The organism is Silanimonas sp. (genome assembly GCF_027531545.1).
Taxonomy (GTDB): Bacteria; Pseudomonadota; Gammaproteobacteria; order Xanthomonadales; family Xanthomonadaceae; genus Silanimonas.
In genome coordinates, this window is the sequence record NZ_JAPZSC010000014.1 from 31,198 (window position 1) to 48,589 (window position 17,392).

Below are 17,392 nucleotides of genomic sequence, written 5' to 3' on the forward strand. Positions count from 1 at the left end.
ACGAGTGTCGTGAGCGATTCGGGCCCGAGCGAGTCATCCTCTGTCACGCTCGCCAGCGAAGAGCAGGATGCACAGGCGAACATCTTTTGATGGTCATGATGGAGTTCCAGTCGTCTGGCGCGTTATCTCGAAGCGCCCACGGATTCCTGCGGTGACTCTGATCGTGTCTCCGACGGCCCTGTACCGCGCATCGCCAAGAGCGCCAGCATCGCCATGGCGCCCAAGCTCATCGTGAGCACAAGTGCCCATTGGCTCCAACTCGCAAGGACCAACCCGAAGAGCCACGGTGCGAGCGCTTGGCTCACGCGTGCCGGGGCAACCAGCAGTCCCTGGCGTCGCCCGTAGCCCTGGGTGCCGAAGATGGACAGCGGCAGCGTTCCCTTGGCGATGGTCATGAGCCCATTGCCCGCCCCGTGAACCACCCCGAAGAGGGGCGCCGCCACAGGGCCGGCTGCCAGCAGCGCCGCCGCACCCACTGGATGCATGGCAACGGCCACGCGCGCTGACAGCAACGGGTCGACTTTGCGCAGGAGCCCGAACTCCAAGAGTCTGGCCGCAACTTGCGCTGGGCCTATCAGGCTCGCAACGAGCACTGCTGTGGCGGCACTCGCACCCGCTGCCGCCATTAAGCCGGGTAGGTGTGCTGCCATGGCCGTCGAAACAAACGAGGTGGCTGCGAATACAAACCCCAGTGAAACGGCAGCAACCAGCGGCGCCCTCGAGCCGGGCTCCGGTAGCGCAGCACCCACAGCTGGTTCAGCCACCGTCGCCTTGGCTTCAGCCTCAGCTCTGCGAACCTCTGGCAGCAACCAGTTCAACGGCAACCCTACCAACAGGTGCAACGCTGCCCACACAAAGCACGCCACCCGCCAGTCAAAGTTTGCTTCCAGCAGCGCCGTCACCGGCCATCCCACCGTGCTTGCAAACCCTGCTATCAAGGTGACACCTGTGATGCTGGATCGTGCGTCCTTTCCATAGAGGCGCACAAGCGCGGCAAACGCTGAGTCGTAGAGCCCGCAGCCCATGGCCACGCCGAGCAGCACCCAGGCTGCGAGCAAGCTGTAGAGCCCCTGGCTGGCCCCCAGGCCCGCGAGCCCCAGGGCGAACACCAGGCTCGTTGCCATCAGCACCGGTCGCCCACCTATCCGGTCGATGGCCGCCCCAGCCCGTGTGCCCACGAGCGCGGAGACAGCAAGGGCGAGACTGAAGGCAGCAAAGACCGTGGGTGTGGACACCCCCAGGTCTGCAGCCATGGGCGCAGCGAGGATTGCAGGCAGGTAGTAGCTCGATGCCCAAGCCAGCGTCTGCGCCGCCCCCAAGGCAGCGACCGTTGCCCTGCGGCCCATTGGCTTCAGCAGCAGCTCGCCGCCGCCCGCTCGACTGCTGGCACCCCTGCCATGGCGGGCCCACAGCCACTCTTGGTCACACCCTGCGCACCACCCGTTCCGCAGCCGCTCGCAGCCGCCCTTTTGGGAGCACCTCCGCACGTGGCCGCCTTGCTAGCCATCTGCTCGGGCTCGGCCGGAGCACCACACGAAATGGTGCTGCAGCTGCTCGATTTGCTGGCCCCGCGGCTCTCAGCGCTCTTGGGTGTGGCCGCAGGAGCGAAGGAGACGCTGCACACACCGGTCTGAGGCAGGTCGAGCTCAACCCGGTCAGCGGCCTGCAGGTCGCCCGCCAGCGCTGCCACCACCGAGCGCACCTGCTCAAAGCCCGTTGCCATCAAGAAGGTGGGCGCTCTGCCGTAGCTCTTCACGCCCACGGTGTAGAGGCCGCTCTCCGGGTGGCTCAGCTCGCGGTGACCGTGCGGGCGCACGGTGCCGCAGCTGTGCAAGTTGGGGTCGATGAGCGGGCCCAGCGCTTCGTTGCACTCAAGCCAGGGGTCAAGCTTGACTCGAAGTTCGCGCGTGAGCTCCAAGTTCGGCCGCTGGCCCGTGGCGCAGACGATTTCGTCGATGCCTTCAAGCCGCAGCTCTTGGCCCTGGGTATCCACCCCGACGACGCCGAGTTGGTCTCCTTGCTGCTCGATGCGTGTGACTCGCAGTCCTGCGTGGAAGGCCAAGGCGCCGGAGTCGCGAAGAGCACGCAGGGCGCTGCCAAGCGCCCCTCGCGCGCTGAGCGCATCCGCATCCCCTCCGCCAAAGACCCGGGTGAGCACCGGCGAGCGAACCGACCAGACCAGCTCAGTGGTCGGGACTTCTGCGGCAAGCTGAGCAAGTGCCAGCAGCGTGTTGGCGGCTGAGTGACCAGCCCCGACCACGAGCGTTCGCTTGCCGGCGTATCGAGTCCGGTCGGCCCCGAGCACATCGGGGATGCCGTAGAAGATGCGGCCAGCCGCTTGCTCTTCACCCTGGGCAGCCAATCCACCCGCTCCCAGCGGGTTGGGCTGGTTCCAAGTGCCCGTCGAGTCGACAACGGCCCGAGCGTTGAACTCCACGACCTTGCCGTCACGAAGGGCTCGGACGATGAACGGGGCGTCTTCGCGGCCAGTGCTCTTGACCTTGTCAAAGCCCTCGCGCGTGACCGCCAGCACGCGGGTGGAGAGGTGAAGCGCACCCGCCACCTCAGGGAGCCTCGCGAAGGGCTCGAGCAGTTCGGTGACCACCTCTGTGGCCAGCGGGAGGTCATCCTCAGCTGGCTGCTTCCAGCCCGTACCCTCGAGCAGCCGCACCATCGCAGGCGAGGCGTTGTAGCGCCAGGGTGAGAACAGGCGCACGTGCCCATAGTCAAGGAGGTTGGCGCCAACGCGTGAACCCGCCTCCAGGACGAAGAAGGGAATCCCGCGCTCGATGAGCTGTGCTGCGGCCGCGAGCCCCACGGGCCCCGCACCCAGCACGGCCACGGGCAGTGTTTGCAGCCTCGCGGCTCCCCCCGAGGAGGCCTGGAGCTCAAGCACCAGGAACTCAGCACTCGCTGGGCACGCGCCCTGGAACTCGGCCGATGCCTTCAAGGGCGTTGGCGCCATGGCACTGTCGACCACGCGAAAGCCAAAGCCTTCAAACCACTCGCGAGCCGTGGTCGTCAGCAGCGCCAAGCTCTTGAGCCGTCGGCTGCTTGCTTGGGCGAGCATCGCGCTCACCATCTGGCGCCCGATGCCCTGGTGCTGGCGGCTCGGTGCAACCGCCACGGAGCGCAGCAACGCGACCTCACCTCGCAACTCCACACCCGTGCAGCCCACTACCCCCGAGTCGTCCTCGGCCACGAGGAACGTATCGAGGTGGTCACGGGCGCCGGCAAGCGGCAGCCGGTTGGCAGCGAGGAGCAGTTCGATGGCAGCCCAGTCAGATGGTTTTGCAGGGCGAAGTGAAATGGTGGTCATGGCAGGTCCTGAGTGCAGGTGGGTAGAGCGGGCTTTAGCACCCGCAGGCGTCTGAAGTGGCCACCTCGGCCTCTGGCAGGCCTTGGCAGCAGTTGTCGGTGAGGTAGGCGAGCAGTCCGTTCATCTGCTCGTAAGCGGCTCGGTAGATGACGAAGCGGCCGGCCTGGGCTTGCGTCACCAACCCCGCGGCTGCGAGCTCCTTGAGGTGGAACGCGAGGTTCGTCGGCCCCACCCCAATCGCCTCGGCAAGTGCCTTCTGAGACAGCCCCTCGCGGCCGGCAACGACCAGCGTGCGAAAGGCGTCGAGGCGCACTGGATGGGCCAGTGCGGCAAGGGCTTGGACGATCACTTGTTTATCCATGAATTCAAGAATACTTGAATCATTTAGCGATTGCAAGCGCCGGGTGCCGCTGCGTCGTCGGTCATTAAGCTGACCAAGGTGTTGAAGGCGGAGTCTGGCGACACGGCCGACATGTCCCGGGGTTCAAGGGCAGGCCCCCTTGCAGGCGCTGCAGCGCGAAGACCGTCAGTACACCCAGGCCATTGAGCACCAGCAAGCCGACGGTGTAGGACACCCAGCCTTGCTCCTGCTCAGGGTCGATACGGGCGAGGCGGAAGAGCGGCGCCTCGACCCGACGGCCCAAGGCGAAACGTCCCGCCATTTCGGCCTCGACAGCGTGGGCCAGCGGCCAGGACAGCAGCAGCCGGATGGCCAGATGGCGATCAAGTGCATCCAGGCTGGCGCGTTCACGAGGAGTTCTCCGGCCGCAGTAGCACAGCGATCAGGTAAACGAGCAGGCCTGCCGAGATGAGAAGGACGATGTCCATGCTTGCTCCGATCTATCGAAGTTAGATGCTCGGACTACCTCCATCAAGCTGGCGCCAAGAATCGTGTGCTGGGCGTCAAGTTCCCATCAAGATGGCAGGATCCGGGAGTTGGCACAAGACTCCGCGATGCATCCGGCCCGACGCCATCCAGTCGAATGTCTGCTGACAGCGCTTTGCAGGATCGACCGCTCCTGGCCGTCTGTGTGAGTCGATTCGCCCGAGTCGAATGCGCGGGCCCGGATCGTCAGCGGTCACTCGGCGCATAGACCTTGATGCCGGCAATCTGAGGGGCAATCTGTTCGGACTCCCACTCCAGAACAGGACGCATCATGCAGCCACTCTCACTCAGGCTCCGGGGCTTCCGGGGCATCCGCGACGGCCTCGGGCTGGACGAGCTGACCCTCGATCTGGAGCGGCTGGCCGATGGTGCCGCGCTGGTCGCCATCGCAGGCGCCAACGGCCGCGGCAAGTCCACGGTGATGGACAACCTGCATCCCTATCTGACCATGCCGTCGCGGGCGGCTCAGGCCGGGCCGGGCGGCTTTTCGTACTACGACCAGGTCTGTTTGCCCGAGAACGAGAAGGACCTGCACTGGGCGCACGCAGGGCGCTGCTACCGATCGCAGGTGGTCATCCGCATGAACGGCCGAACCGGGAGCCGCCGCAGGACCGAGGCCTATCTGCTGACGCTGGATGACGCCGGCACGTGGTCTCCCGCCGCGCTGCCAGACGGCACCGTCTCCGATGGCAAGGTCGAGACCTATGCGCGATGCGTCGAGGCCATCTGCGGGCCGGCCGACACCTTCTTCACGTCGGTCTTCTCGGCACAAGGGAAGCGGCAGCTCAGCACCTACCGCAATGGCGAGATCAAGGCCCTGCTGGCCGATCTGCTGGGGCAGGAGGACATCCGCGCGCTCGGTCAGAAGGCGGGCGAGACGGCGCGGCAGTTGAAGGCGGCGCTGGCGGCGTTGCGCGCCGAGGGAGCCGCGCTCGATGCCGAGCGCCAGCGGTTGGAGGATGACGCCCGTCGATGGCAGGGCGCGGAAGAGAGGGTCAAGACGGCGCAAGCCAGCCGGCAGGCGGCCCATGAACAACGGGAGGCTGCGCGAACGCACGAGGCGTCGTTGATGGCTCTGCAGGAGCAGGCGAAGGCTGTCGAGAGCCGGCGAGCGCAGTTGGTGGAGGAACTGGCGGGCGCCCGTGCCGAGGGTGATCGCACCCTGCAGGACCTGCGCACGCAGGATCGGGAGGCAACGGAGCAACTCGCACGACTCGACGGTCGTGTGGCGCAGCGTGTCGCGCAGGCCATGGCGCAGCGCGAACGACTGGAGGCCCGCATCCGGTCCCTGCAGCGGGCGCTGGCGGACGAGGCCGTGGTGGCTCGAGCCGGCCGCCGTCTGCCGCTGGCGACAGAGGTGGTGCGTCGCCGCGAGGCCCGCATGCTGGCGCTTCGCGATGCCGTCCAGGACCTTGCGCGCCGTCGCGATGCCGTCGCAGGGCTCGGGCAGCGGCTGGCATCGCTTGAGCGCGAGGCGGGGCAGGCCGCGCTCCAGGCGGAGGACCTGAGTCGCCGCCTGGCTCTGAGCAACCGCGTGCCGTGCAGCGGCATGCCCATGCAGGGTCAATGCACCCTGCTGTCGGACGCACGCGAAGCGGCCGCGCTGGCGCCGAGCGCACAGCAGCGCATCCGTCAACTCGCTGCGGAGCGGGACAGTCTTCGGCTTGAACTGCAAGCCCTGCAAGAGGCGGTGAGCCTCAACGTCGGCGCACCGAAGAGCCTGAGCCGGGCCGAGTGGCAGTCGAGGCGAGCCCTGGCCCGTCAGACGGCCTATGCCGCCTTGGCTGCGCGCGGGGCGGAGATGGGCCAGGCGCGCGCGGGTCTTGTCGAAGCGGAGGACGAACTCGCCGCACTTCCCCCCGCTCCAGACCCGTCGGCCGGGGCGGACATCGCGATCGACACCAACTCCGAAGCGGCCGAGCGCCAGCAGATCATTGCCAGCCGGATGCGCGTTGCAGAGCGTGTCTCGCTGCTGGAAGCTCAGGCCCAGGTGGCCATCCAGCGACTTCGGACCGCGATCGATGCACTGCCGTCACCGCCGGATGCTGCGCGGCTCGCACATGCTCGAGCCCAGGTGGAGCGCTGGCAGGGTGTCCTGGATGAGGCGGAGCGCTCGCATCTGGCTGCCGTCCGCGACGCGCAGGCGCTTGCCGCTCTGTCGGCCCAGATGGAGGAGCATGGCCGGAGGCGCGACGCAGCCGCGGCCCGCACGGCACGGGTGGAGCAGGAACTCGCCAACTGGCTGCTGTTCGTCCGCTGCATGGGCAACGATGGCCTGATCGCGCTGGCCATCGACGATGCGGGCCCGACGCTGTCAGGCCTGGTGAACGATCTGCTGCTGGCCTGCTATGGCCCGCGCTTCACGGTGGCCATCGAGACCTTGCAGGAGACGGCCAAGGGCGAGCAGCGCGAGGGCTTCGACATCCGCGTCTACGACGCAGAGTCGGGCGAGGACAAGAGCGTCACGGCGATGAGCGGCGGCGAGAGGGTCTGGATCAACGAGTGCCTGGTGCGGGCCGTGGCGCTGTACCTGGCGCAGAACACCGGCCGGCGCTACGACACCCTGTTCTCCGACGAGACCGACGGACCGCTGGACCCGGAGCGCAAGCGCATGTTCATGGCGATGAAGCGGCGGGTGCTGGAATTGGGTGGCTACGCGCGGGAATTCTTCGTGTCGCAGACGCCGGAGCTGACGGCGATGGCGGATGCGGTGATCGATCTGGACGCGATGGCGGCGTTGCACTCAACCTCGTCTGTCGAGTAGAGCAGCGTACGCGGGCCGAATGGCGCGGTTTCGGCATCTCTGGTGAACACGGCCGGGTACCTGAAGCGCCAGCGCGACTCACGGCTTCAGGTACCGACGGATCGCGGCCCCACGAGTACTCTTTCGCACATCGAAAGAGGATTCACGATGACGACGCATCCGACCACACCGAAGCAGGCCCGGCACGCCTGCGAGCAGCTGTTGAAGGCCGACCGTGCCGACAAGACTGAGAAGTCGATCCTGCCCAGTGAAGTCAGGGTGATCGACCGACTGCTTGAACGGGGCCTCGAGCTGGAGGACGCCTATGCCGATATCCACGGCAAGCTCGTCCAGCATCCGCCGGCCCTAAAGGTCTTCTTCGATCTGGTGCAGAGCACGGCGGCGTTCTGGAGCCCTGAGTCGAATCAGGAGGCTCGCAGAGGAAGGGCCAGGCTGGTCGAGGTCAACCAGGAGATCGAAAGGGTTGCGGCGCACCTGGCCGAGTTGCTGGACGAGCGTACCGAGTTGAAGAACCATTCCGGGTTCTCTTGTGAAACGCTCTACCACCCGGTGGACGCGATTCACGCTGCTGCCGCACGGAACTACAGCTACGAACAGTGGGTGAAGGCGAGGCTCGAAACCCTGACAGGTCAGTTCGATCTCAAGTACTGGCCGCCGTTGAGCGCTGTGGTTCAGGCCATTGCCGATGATGCGGCGCGAGCGGCTCCCCTTCCGCACGATCCGCTCACGGCGGCTGGGACTGAAGGGCCGCGTGCGAGCCTGGCGGACACGTTCAGGGCGTTTTTCGTCGCTATCGAGGAGCAGAGCAGTCGGAACTTCGGGTTCCTGCCGCACTCCTTCGAACTCAGTGATCGCTGCGTCGCTAGCTTGCTGAGCTGCGCTCTGGGCCTGGGTCCGGACGAGGCGGTTGATGCGCCGTACGTCAAGCGCCTCCGGCAGCGTCAACGTGAACGAGCGGTGCAGTCGTGATCTGGTTTGGCAGAAAGAGAAGCGGCGCCGGCCCCATCCCTGCCGGGATGGGCGCGCGGCGCCGGGATCGATCAGCGGGCAGGGTCAGCCCGCCAACAGCGTGACTGGCGGCCCGTCTGCCAGGTGGCGGACGATGCAATTGCCCGCGTGCCGGCGGCCATCGCCCTCGACCTCGTCGACCAACTGCGCAGGCAGCCGAAGGCCGAGTTCTGCGACCTTGGCGCGCAAGGTCGCGATGTCCGTCCAGTCCAGCAGGGGCTCCTGCAGGCTGGTGTAGAGCATGTCGTTGCGCTCGTCGAAGACCTGGAGAAAGTAGTCCCCCAGGCGTCGATCGACGCCGGCCACGATCTCGACGGGGTGTCCGTCGAGCGTCGCCGTCGCGAGGTGCTGGCTCATGGTCCGGGCTCCGCGCTGTCGAACACGGGCAGCCCGTCGATGACGGCGGCCTCCCGGTCGAACATCAGCCAGGCCATGCCGGCGGATTCGGCCACCTCGAACAGCATGGCCAGATCGGGTTCCGACGGCACCCGGTACTTCGGTGCCCCGACATAGACGAACCCGCCGCAGTCGGTCGGGTAGGCGTTCACGGACAGGTCGTCATCGGCGAGCTTGTTGCGCGTCGCCGAACTCAGATGCTTCAGGGACAGGCTGGCCAGCATCTCGGCCTGCTGTCGCAGGCCGGTGGCGGGCAGGGTATGCATCGTGGCTTCCTCCTCGGGATGAACTGGGAGATGTGGGGGATTCGGTCGCCCGCGTCACGGTCGAGGGCGCACGGGGCGTGCGCTTCGATCGTCCGGCGCGGGCGAACGTCATGCCGCAGTCGCGGCAGCGGAACCAGTGCAGGCGACCGAGCGCGCCCAGGGGCACGCCGTGGCCGGCACAGCAGGGGCAGGTCGGGGGTCTTCTCTCCGACATGGGCATCCTTGGTTGGGGTGGTATCGGCGACAAGGGCACCGCCTCGGCGGCGCCCTTCTCGCGACTGGGTCGTGCAGGGCGTGACAGCCGCACATGGCGTCAGAGCAGTCCGCGCTCCGCGAAGCTGACGCACTGGTCGCCGGCGACGACGAAGTGGTCGATCAGGCGGATGTCCACCAGCGCCAGCGCCGACTTCAGCGTCTGAGTCAGGAACTCGTCCGCGCGGCTCGGCTCGGCCTGGCCGCTCGGGTGGTTGTGGGCCACCGCGATCGCGGCGGCGTTGCGGGCCAGGGCGCTCTTGACCAGTTCCCGCGGGTATACGGACGTCTGGGTGAGCGTGCCGCGGAACACCTCCTCGTGGGCGATCAGCCGGTGGTTGGCATCCAGGTAGAGCGCGAGGAAGACCTCGTGCTGCAGGCCGGCGCAGCGCAGTCGCAGCCAGTCCCGAAGGACCTGGGGCGACGACATCACGGGCCCCTGCGCCATCCGGTCACGCAGCTCGCGCATCAGCAGCTCGCGGGCGACACCGAGTCGGCGCGACAGGAGCTGCTGCGTGGCCGGGTCCTCGTGGGGAGTCTCCCGGTCGCTGACGCGCAGCGCAGCCGGCGAGGGGCCTGGCAATGGGTGGGCCCGCAGGCCCAGCATCTCTGCCACCAGGTCCTCCCGCGACGCATGGGCGGCATCGGGCAGGTCCGGCAGATCTTGAAGACCCTGGAAAGGGTGGAAGTTCATGGCGTTCTCCTCTCGTGGCGAAAAGGAAGACGGGAACGCCGTTCCCCTCCTTCACAGGCCAGGGACTGGTGTCCCCGCAAGGGAAGGATGTGCAGACACACGACGGAACGTGGCCGGCACGGTGGCTCAGATGATCATCCGAGGCAGGTAACGACTGCGACGCCGCTGCCGCCGGTTCGGTCGGCATCGGAAACACTCCTGTCGGGAGTGGGTGTGAGCCCGTCAAGTCTGCGCCATCGGCGCCGTGGATTCAACCGGGGTGGTGCCAGCAACCGCGCCTTTGCCGCGCTTGCCCGCGCAAAGGGCGCCAGGGTCCGTGCCTTGGTCGGGCATCGGTACGCGGGGAGGTGGCACGGTTCGCATGACCGCACTGCGCGTGGCCGCGCCGTTGTGGCTGGGCCACGGCCTGCCCGGATGTCTTGGCGGGCAGACCGCAAAAGTGACACCGCAGTGGCACTCGGCTGTCACTGCAGAAATTTCTTCGCCGCGGGCCGCAGTGGATGTGCACAGACCTGCGCAGGCACGCGAAGATGCGCGGCTTCTCGACAAGGCCGACCCGACATGCTGCACACCGGAAACCAGCTTCGACTGACCCGACCCGAACGGGCGCGGCTGGCCCGCATCACCGCCATCGAGCCGGGGTCCATCCGAAGCGTCGCGGACCTGCAGGCCTACGTCCGCCGATGCAAGGCCCACTACTGGGGCCACTCCGATGACACCCGCTTCCTGCACTGGCTGATCGAGCGTGAGGTGCAGTCCCTGACCGGACGCTGAGCGCCCGTCGCCCTGTTCGCAGTTGCGGAAACAGGAACGCCCCCGGTGCTGGACCGGGGGCGTGCTGGGTGACGGCCTAGCGTGGATCTGGATCGCGCCGTCTGAAGGGCCTCGAACGTTCGACCGGACGGCTCAGCGGAACACGCGCGGCTCGACGCTTGCCCCGCGCATGAACGCGAGGTACGCACCGGCCTTGCCGATGTCGTCGAAGGTCGCCACGGGCTGCTCGTGCAGCACGACGGCCCAGGGACGGTCATCGTCCTCACTGGCGCGGATGCGCAGTTCCGGCGGCTGCCAGCGCGGGTGTCGGTAGAGGGGCAGGCCGCTTCAGTGTCAACTGCGCCAGTCCATCAGTGCCAGCACATGCGCACAGTGGATGGCCGTACCGCCCGCCTCGCCCGGCTCGACGAGCAGGGGCACCTTCAGCAGGCCGGTCGAGCGGCCGACTGTGCCGACCACGTCGAACTCGTCGAGCCAGCTCGCTCCCGTGCCGGTGTCCCCCAGCACCAGCCGAACCTTTCGGCCGTCCCGGCGGCAGGTCTCCAGCACCCTCGCCAGGCGAGGGTCCGTGCCGGGATCGAAGTAGGTGCGGTGGCCCTGGGCGGACTCGCCCCAGGCACGCACCGCAGCGAGGTACTTCTCGTAGCCAGTGAGGCTGGCCGCGTCGTCGGCGGTGGGCATCAGGTCGGGACGATCGAAGCGCTGCGCGATCTGCCGGGCATGGTCGCGGGCGTTGTCGAAGCCGAAGCAGGTCACGCCACCTTCGGTGGCGATCACATACAGGCGTTGCTCGGGATTCAGGGTGATGTCTCGCATGGTGAACTCTCGAAGTTGGGAGGGCGGACACCGGCCCTGGCGGGACGGGCCCGCGGGCGGTTGGATGGGGTGCTGGTCGCGCCAGGCCGCTGGACGTCAGTCCATGGCCAAGGCAATCCAGCGATCGAACCCGGTGCAGCCGATGGGGCTGCGCCGGGGCTCGGTCTTCGGATCAGCGCCGGCTGATCTGCACGGCGGGTGCGGGGCCGTCGACGGGAGGTTCCGGGGTACGCTCGGAGCCGCCTTCGGAGCCACTGACCGGCGACGCCGGGGACATGCCGGCCTGGTGCTGGAAGCGGGCGTGCGCGTCGGCGAACTCGGCATCGCCCAGCAGCTGATGAACCTGTGCGGCGGCCGGTTCGGGCCTGCTGTCGGCGTCACGGGCCGCGGCTGGGCGCGCGCCCCGCTTCGATGTTGCCGGCGAGGCTGGCGGTGCAGCGGCAATGGCCTCGTCGAGGACGTCCGCAGTGCGGTGGTACGCCTTCTGCGTGATTCCGCCGACGAAGGCGGCGGGTCGCTGCAGCGTCCACTGGACCAGCAGGCGGAGCCACTGCCCGATGCGCTTGTCGCGGGCCTGGCGCGCCTTGTGGACGCGCAGCGACTGCTTGCAGGACAGGTACAGCGCCAGGTGGCGGCGCTTCATCTCGGCGTCGCCGTCGAGCTGCGCCATCACCTCGGCGGCGAGGGCGACGTCACGGCCGACGCGTCTGTAGAAGCCGACCCAGGCGCGCTGCTCCTCGATGTCGATGGTGCTGCGGCGCGGTGACGGGCTCTGGAAGGATCTGTCTGGGAAAGCATGACTCATGGGGTTCTCCAAGAAGGCGAGGGAACCCCGACCCCGACGGGAGACGGTGACTCCCGGTAGGTGGATGGCGAGAACGGCTGAGAGCCGAAGAAAACGGGGTGTCGGGTGATGGCGTCCCGATGCCATTGCTGGCGGTCGGTTCACCATCCCCGAGACCCGAGGACTCGATCGGCACGAGTTCGAGCCGACGGCGGTGCCGCGACGGGCGACTCGATGCCTGCGACCATCAGGTCGTGAGCACGCGAGCGGCGCCTCGGCGCAGGCCCTCGGCAATGCCGATCCAGCGGTCGGCGATGCGGTCCAGGTAGACCAGGTCGTCGGCCGCGATCTCGCCCGAGGCGCGGAGCCGGGCGATGACTTCCTTGACCAGGAGGGGATCCTCCCGGGCCAGCACGATCGCCGTCGAGGCGATGCGTCTGCGGTAGGTGTCGACCGTCATGGTCAGCACACCGTCGCGCAGCGCTCGGACGCCAGAGGGTCCGCGGCCTCGCACACCATGCGCATGGATGCATGGGGCGTGCAGGGCCGGGGCCGGAGCAGCGCCGGAAGGGTGGCAGGCCGCCGGGCGGGCACACGGGCAAGCCCGGTACCACCCAGCAGTGCACACACCGGCGCGACAGCGCGGTTCCAGGGAACGGGACTCATGGGGGTTCTCCTTCAGGGGTGAAGGGGAACGCCCATCCCTGGCGGGGAACTGGGGTTCCCCATCTGGGATGCCCTGCCGGGAAGGCAAGGCGCTTCGTCGCGCACAGGTGCGTGCGCGAACTGCTGAGGTCCGCGTCCGAGAGGACGGGGCCAGGGCAGATGCGTGCGTCAGGCCAGGCTTCTGATCGAGATCAGGCCGGGCTGGTGAGCGCAGGGCGCGTCACGACGCAGAGGTCGTGGTCGGCGCATGCGAGGAGGGGCCACGACACAGGGTCATGGCCGGCTCCTGGTTTCGGATCCGGATGGATCTGAATCGGCCCGGCACACCGAGGTGCCGGACGGGACACAAGGCAGGTAACGACTGCGACGCCAGTTGGGCTGGACTTCAGGGCGACCGGAGCCACCGATGAAGGCTGAGCAGACGCGATGTCCGCAGGAAGCCGGGTCAGTATGGGCCGGGGCGATTCGATCGGCAACGAGCCCGGAACACCGCCCGCGCGATGCCCGCCCAATCGGCCCGAACTGGCGGCTCTTGGGCGGGCAGATGCACATGCTGCCCGCCCTGCCGACAACAGGACCGAAGCAACGCCGGTAGGGGAGGCGACCGGGAGCGACGCGGCCGTTCGTATGGTGACCCCACTGCCACTGTCCGTGAGGATCTCCGACCGCCTTCCGATGACCGAGGCCCGCTATGAATTCGATGAGATCGATGCCGTCACGTCGGCTGGCGGAGCCGTTCGCTTTCCGGCGGGGGTTCACGCTGTTGCGCGGCGCTCACTGGTGTTCCGCGTGAGGCTCGGTGGCCGGGAGGTCGATCTGACGCTTGCCGAGTTCGATCGGCTGCTGCGGGCGGGACGTATCAGGGCTATCGATCCGGTCTGAGACCTGCCCGTCGAATGGCCGATCCTCGGCCTCGAAGACGGGCACATCGTCGATTCAGTCGAGCGTCGCAGCGCCTCAGAGGCTTGGTGTCTGCCGGTGATGCGTGCCCTGCCCTGAATTTGGGCGAAGATTGCGCCAAAAGGGGAGGCATTGCCTATGCCAAGAGGCAAGAAGTCTGGATCTGGTGGAGTGCTGGCAGCGGCCTTCATCGGCGCCGTCGCGCTGCTGGCCGCCGTCCCGAGGGAAGTGTGGCTGGGCGCCGCGGTGCTGCTGGCGATTGCGATTGCCGGCTACCTGTACTCGCGCAACAGGAAGTCTGACGATGTGAGCCCGGCCAGTGGGCGCGAGGAGGCGAGCGCTCCCTCGATTGCGATATCGCCACCCAAACCGCCGGCGCCCAGGCGGACCGAACCCGTGACGCGCGTTGCTCGTCCGGCCGACGAGCAGCCGATGCCGGTGCGGACGCAGGCGACCGCGCCAGCTGCCTCGTTCCGGATCCCACCGGCACCCGAAAGCTACGGCAAGGCGAGATGGATTCCGGCCGGGCAGCCCGTCGAGGTGGCGGGAACGACGATTCCGGGTGGGCTGATCTATGTCGGCACCTCGTTGCCCGCATCCAGCGGTTCGAACGACCCATGCCTAATCGATCCATCGAAGTCGGTCGCGCGCAGCGGGGACTACACCGAGCGCCAGATGAACTACTGGCCGAGCTATTCGGAAGTGTCGCCTGCAGCGCGGCGGGCCTATCTGAGCTGGCTTGCAGGCGGCCGGCAGGATCCCGAGGCCGATGTCGGCTTCGTGTTCCTGTTCTTCTACGGCCTGGAGCGCCGAGCCATCGTCGACGCTTCGAAGGACGAGGCCGCACGGGCCGACTGGCCGGCGATCGCGATCGAGCTGCGGCGCCTGCTGGGCATCTACGGTGACAGGTCAGGCTCCTTCCGACGCTACGCCAGCGAACTGCTCGACTGGGTGGCACTGGCAGAACACCCGTCGCGTCTCTACGAGAAGCCCGTACCAGACTTCCCGAGGACGTATGAACTGCCCCTCTACCTCCGGTTGGCGCTCGGTCAGGCCGCGGTCGATGGTGTTCCCGTGCCGGCGGCGCTGGCGCTGGCCTGGGTGAGGCTGGACCCGAACATCACCCTCAGAACGCCAGCAACGCGCTGTGCCGAGGAGTTCGAGCGCGTCTTCGCCGAGAAGTACGAGGAGCTCTGCGGCGCGGGCATGCTGCTGCCGCGCAACCGCACCAAGCTGAAGCTGGTCTACCAGCCGGCATCCGCCGGATTCCGGGGCTATCAGGAACTGAAGCTCACCTTCAAGGACACCCCGGACGTCACGGTCCTCACGGCGCCAGTGCGGAAACTGCAGGAGGTCGTCGAGGCAGCCACCAAGCCCCTGGAGTCGTACAGCCGGCTCTTGGGGAAGAACCCGGGTGCCCGCGCTTCCATCGATGCCTGGCTCCAGCTTCCGGCCACCCTCTGGCCGGAAGCCGGCCAGAAAGCTCTTCGAGGTCTGCAGGGACGCATCGGCGCAGGCATGGTGGCACTGTCGTTCCAGGACTTCCTCTCGTCGCTCGGTGGCTCCGGACCGTTCACCAAGGACAAGACGGCCTCGCTCGCGAGGGCGCTGGAATCGGTCGGCATCGGCTTCGAGCCCGATGTGCTGACGGGCGCCAAGATGCCCAAGCCCGAGGACAAGGTGGTGCTGTTCGCATTGCCGCCTTCCGAGCCGATCGCGAGAGCTGGAGGTCCCTACCTGGCCGCGGCGCTGACCTTGCAGCTGGCCTCGGCCGTGGCGTCAGCCGATGGGGAGTTCGGCATCAAGGAGATGGGGCATCTGCGGGAGACCGTCCTGTCCTGGAAGCACCTGCCGCCCAGTCAGACCCGGCGGTTGCTCGCGCACCTGAGGCTGCTGATGCAGGTGCCGGCATCGCTGACAGCGCTCAAGAAGAAGTTCGAGCCCCTCGATCAAGGCGTGAAAGAAACCATCGCGGCCTTCATGGCCACCGTCGCGCAGTCGGACGGCGAGGTGTCGCCCGCCGAAGTGAAGATGCTGGAGAAGGTCTACAAGGCCCTGGGCGTCGATGCCAAGAAGGTGTTCACCGATGTTCACGCCGTGGCGGCAGGCGTCAAGCCCACGGCAGCGGCCGTGGCGAAGGTCGAGGAAACCGGCTTCAAGCTGGACCCCGCCAAGATCGCGGCCCTGCAGCAGGACACGGAGCGCGTGTCGGCACTGCTCGCCAACATCTTCACCGAGGCCGAGGACACGGTCACGACGCTCGCTGAGACCCTGCAGGAGCCCGACGCTGAAGCCGAACTCGAGCCGAGCAGTTCCGCCGCGGGCCTGCTGGGCCTCGACGAGGCGCACAGCGCCCTGGCCCGCATGATGCTCTCCCGTCCCGAATGGAGTCGCGAGGAACTGCTGGACGTCGCCGCCGACCTCGACCTGATGCTCGACGGCGCGCTGGAGCGCATCAACGAGGCCGCCTTCGACGCCCACGACATGCCCCTGTGCGAAGGCGACGAACCCGTCGTTGTCAATGCCGAGTTCCTGGAGAAAGTGGAAGCATGAACACACCCGCCATCCGCCCCAAGGACCGCGACGCGGTCATCCAGTCGTTGCGCGCTGGCGTCGTGCCCCGGGCCGGGCAGCATCTGATCCAGGTTGGGCGTACGCGGGAGATCCAGACCCTGGTGACGGACATCGACCGCGTCGCCGACGGCGGCTCGGCCTTTCGTGTGGTGATTGGCGAGTACGGGGCGGGGAAGACCTTCTTCCTCAACCTCGTCCGTGCCGTGGCGATGGAGAAAAAGCTCGTCGTGGCCAGCGCCGACCTGAATCCCGATCGCCGGCTGCATGCGAGCGGCGGACAGGCCCGTTCGCTCTACGCCGAGCTGATGCGCAACCTCGCCACCCGCACCAAGCCGGACGGCGGCGCACTGGGCGGCATCGTCGAGAAGTTCATCGCGACCGCGAAGGCGGACGCCAAGGCCAGTGGTGCGTCGACCGAGGCCGTCCTGCGCCGGAAGCTGGATCAGCTGACCGAACTGGTGAACGGCTACGACTTCGCCGACGTGATCGCGGCCTACTGCCGCGGCCATGACGATGGCAACGAACAGTTGAAGTCGGACGCCGTGCGCTGGCTTCGAGGCGAGTTCAGCACCAAGACCGATGCCCGTGCTGCCCTGGGCGTGCGCACCATCGTCGACGACGCTGCGGTCTACGACCAGCTCAAGCTGATGGCGCGATTCGTGAGGCTGGCCGGCTTCGGCGGCCTGCTGGTGGGGCTGGACGAACTCGTCAATCTCTACAAGCTGGCCAACACCCAGGCCCGCAACGCGAACTACGAGCAGATTCTGCGCATCCTGAACGACTCGCTGCAGGGCACGGCCGTGGGCCTGGGTTTCGTGCTGGGCGGCACGCCGGAGTTTCTGCTCGACACCCGACGCGGCCTGTACAGCTACCCGGCGCTGCAGAGCCGGCTCGCACAGAACACCTTTGCCTCCGAGGGCCTGGTGGACTTCAGCGGGCCTGTCGTGCGCCTGTCCAGCCTCACCCCTGAGGACTTCTACGTGCTGCTCCAGAAGATCCGCGGCGTGTATGCCTTCGGTGATCCAGCCAAGCACCTGATTCCCGACACGGGTGTCTTCAGCTTCATGGAGCATTGCTCCAAGCGCATCGGGGACACCTACTTCCGCACCCCTCGTACGACGATCACCGCGTTCATCAACCTGCTGGCAGTGCTGGAGCAGAACCCCGGCGCATCCTGGCAGGAACTGCTCGGCGGCATCGACGTCGCGGCGGATAACGGCGGCGCGGCCGACCAGGCGACGGAAGCCGACGGCGACGACGAGTTCGCCACCTTCAAGCTGTGAGCCTGTAGGA

At 67.5% G+C, this 17,392-nt stretch carries 16 protein-coding genes; 7 read left to right on the top strand and 9 right to left on the bottom strand.

Going from position 1 to position 17,392, the window contains the following annotated elements; all coding sequences use genetic code 11:
- Positions 1-122: 122 nt before the first annotated feature.
- From O9280_RS08675 to O9280_RS08685, 3 genes are read right to left on the bottom strand one after another with little or no spacing between them, the layout of a single operon-like run.
- Positions 123-1,346 carry an MFS transporter gene (locus O9280_RS08675; protein WP_298341225.1) on the bottom strand — a complete coding sequence of 408 codons (1,224 nt, stop codon included), beginning with the start codon at positions 1,344-1,346 and terminating at the stop codon, positions 123-125.
- A 5-nt stretch (positions 1,347-1,351) separates the two neighbouring features.
- A complete protein-coding gene (gene arsN2, locus O9280_RS08680; RefSeq protein WP_298341227.1) occupies positions 1,352-3,319 on the bottom strand; it encodes an arsenic resistance N-acetyltransferase ArsN2 in 1,968 nt (655 codons plus the stop codon).
- A gap of 34 nt (positions 3,320-3,353) precedes the next feature.
- Positions 3,354-3,680 (bottom strand): metalloregulator ArsR/SmtB family transcription factor, encoded by a 327-nt coding sequence (locus O9280_RS08685; RefSeq protein ID WP_298341229.1) that lies wholly within the window; start codon positions 3,678-3,680, stop codon positions 3,354-3,356.
- 796 nt (positions 3,681-4,476) lie between these two features.
- Between O9280_RS08685 and O9280_RS08690 the strand changes: the two genes are divergently transcribed.
- The gene (locus tag O9280_RS08690; RefSeq protein WP_298341230.1) at positions 4,477-6,969 is read left to right on the top strand and encodes a hypothetical protein; all 2,493 of its coding nucleotides are present in this window, start codon (positions 4,477-4,479) and stop codon (positions 6,967-6,969) included.
- 147 nt (positions 6,970-7,116) lie between these two features.
- Positions 7,117-7,938: a hypothetical protein gene (locus O9280_RS08695; protein ID WP_298341232.1), complete on the top strand. Its 822-nt coding sequence runs from the start codon at positions 7,117-7,119 to the stop codon at positions 7,936-7,938.
- A gap of 84 nt (positions 7,939-8,022) precedes the next feature.
- Here the strand turns inward: O9280_RS08695 and O9280_RS08700 are convergent, their stop codons facing one another.
- From O9280_RS08700 to radC, 3 genes are all read right to left on the bottom strand, one after another.
- Positions 8,023-8,334: a hypothetical protein gene (locus O9280_RS08700; RefSeq protein WP_298341234.1), complete on the bottom strand. Its 312-nt coding sequence runs from the start codon at positions 8,332-8,334 to the stop codon at positions 8,023-8,025.
- Positions 8,331-8,639, bottom strand: a complete 309-nt coding sequence (locus tag O9280_RS08705) for a hypothetical protein (RefSeq protein ID WP_298341236.1) — start codon at positions 8,637-8,639, stop codon at positions 8,331-8,333. The genes O9280_RS08700 and O9280_RS08705 overlap by 4 nt, the downstream gene beginning before the upstream one ends.
- A gap of 313 nt (positions 8,640-8,952) precedes the next feature.
- Positions 8,953-9,585, bottom strand: a complete 633-nt coding sequence (gene radC, locus O9280_RS08710) for a DNA repair protein RadC (RefSeq protein ID WP_298341238.1) — start codon at positions 9,583-9,585, stop codon at positions 8,953-8,955.
- Positions 9,586-9,946: 361 nt separating this feature from the next.
- Here radC and O9280_RS08715 point away from each other — a divergent pair, with 361 nt between their 5' ends.
- Both O9280_RS08715 and O9280_RS08720 read left to right on the top strand, forming a co-directional pair.
- Positions 9,947-10,177 (top strand): hypothetical protein, encoded by a 231-nt coding sequence (locus tag O9280_RS08715; protein WP_298341240.1) that lies wholly within the window; start codon positions 9,947-9,949, stop codon positions 10,175-10,177.
- Positions 10,147-10,359 (top strand): hypothetical protein, encoded by a 213-nt coding sequence (locus O9280_RS08720; RefSeq protein ID WP_298341242.1) that lies wholly within the window; start codon positions 10,147-10,149, stop codon positions 10,357-10,359. The genes O9280_RS08715 and O9280_RS08720 overlap by 31 nt, the downstream gene beginning before the upstream one ends.
- Positions 10,360-10,692: 333 nt before the next feature.
- On the opposite strand, the gene O9280_RS08725 is transcribed toward O9280_RS08720, so the two are convergent.
- The 3 genes from O9280_RS08725 to O9280_RS08735 form a co-directional block, all read right to left on the bottom strand.
- Positions 10,693-11,175 (bottom strand): hypothetical protein, encoded by a 483-nt coding sequence (locus O9280_RS08725; RefSeq protein ID WP_298341244.1) that lies wholly within the window; start codon positions 11,173-11,175, stop codon positions 10,693-10,695.
- Positions 11,176-11,347: 172 nt separating this feature from the next.
- Positions 11,348-11,980 carry a hypothetical protein gene (locus O9280_RS08730; protein ID WP_298341245.1) on the bottom strand — a complete coding sequence of 211 codons (633 nt, stop codon included), beginning with the start codon at positions 11,978-11,980 and terminating at the stop codon, positions 11,348-11,350.
- Between the two features lie 226 nt (positions 11,981-12,206).
- Positions 12,207-12,419 (bottom strand): hypothetical protein, encoded by a 213-nt coding sequence (locus O9280_RS08735; protein WP_054018420.1) that lies wholly within the window; start codon positions 12,417-12,419, stop codon positions 12,207-12,209.
- Between the two features lie 881 nt (positions 12,420-13,300).
- Between O9280_RS08735 and O9280_RS08740 the strand changes: the two genes are divergently transcribed.
- From O9280_RS08740 to O9280_RS08750, 3 genes are all read left to right on the top strand, one after another.
- The gene (locus tag O9280_RS08740) at positions 13,301-13,507 is read left to right on the top strand and encodes a hypothetical protein (protein WP_298341249.1); all 207 of its coding nucleotides are present in this window, start codon (positions 13,301-13,303) and stop codon (positions 13,505-13,507) included.
- Between the two features lie 189 nt (positions 13,508-13,696).
- Positions 13,697-16,078, top strand: coding sequence for a TerB N-terminal domain-containing protein (locus O9280_RS08745; RefSeq protein WP_298341251.1), 2,382 nt, complete (start codon positions 13,697-13,699; stop codon positions 16,076-16,078).
- Complete coding sequence (locus tag O9280_RS08750) at positions 16,075-17,382, top strand: ATP-binding protein (RefSeq protein ID WP_298341253.1); 1,308 nt, start codon at positions 16,075-16,077, stop codon at positions 17,380-17,382. Before O9280_RS08745 ends, O9280_RS08750 begins: the two co-directional genes overlap by 4 nt.
- Positions 17,383-17,392: the final 10 nt, after the last annotated feature.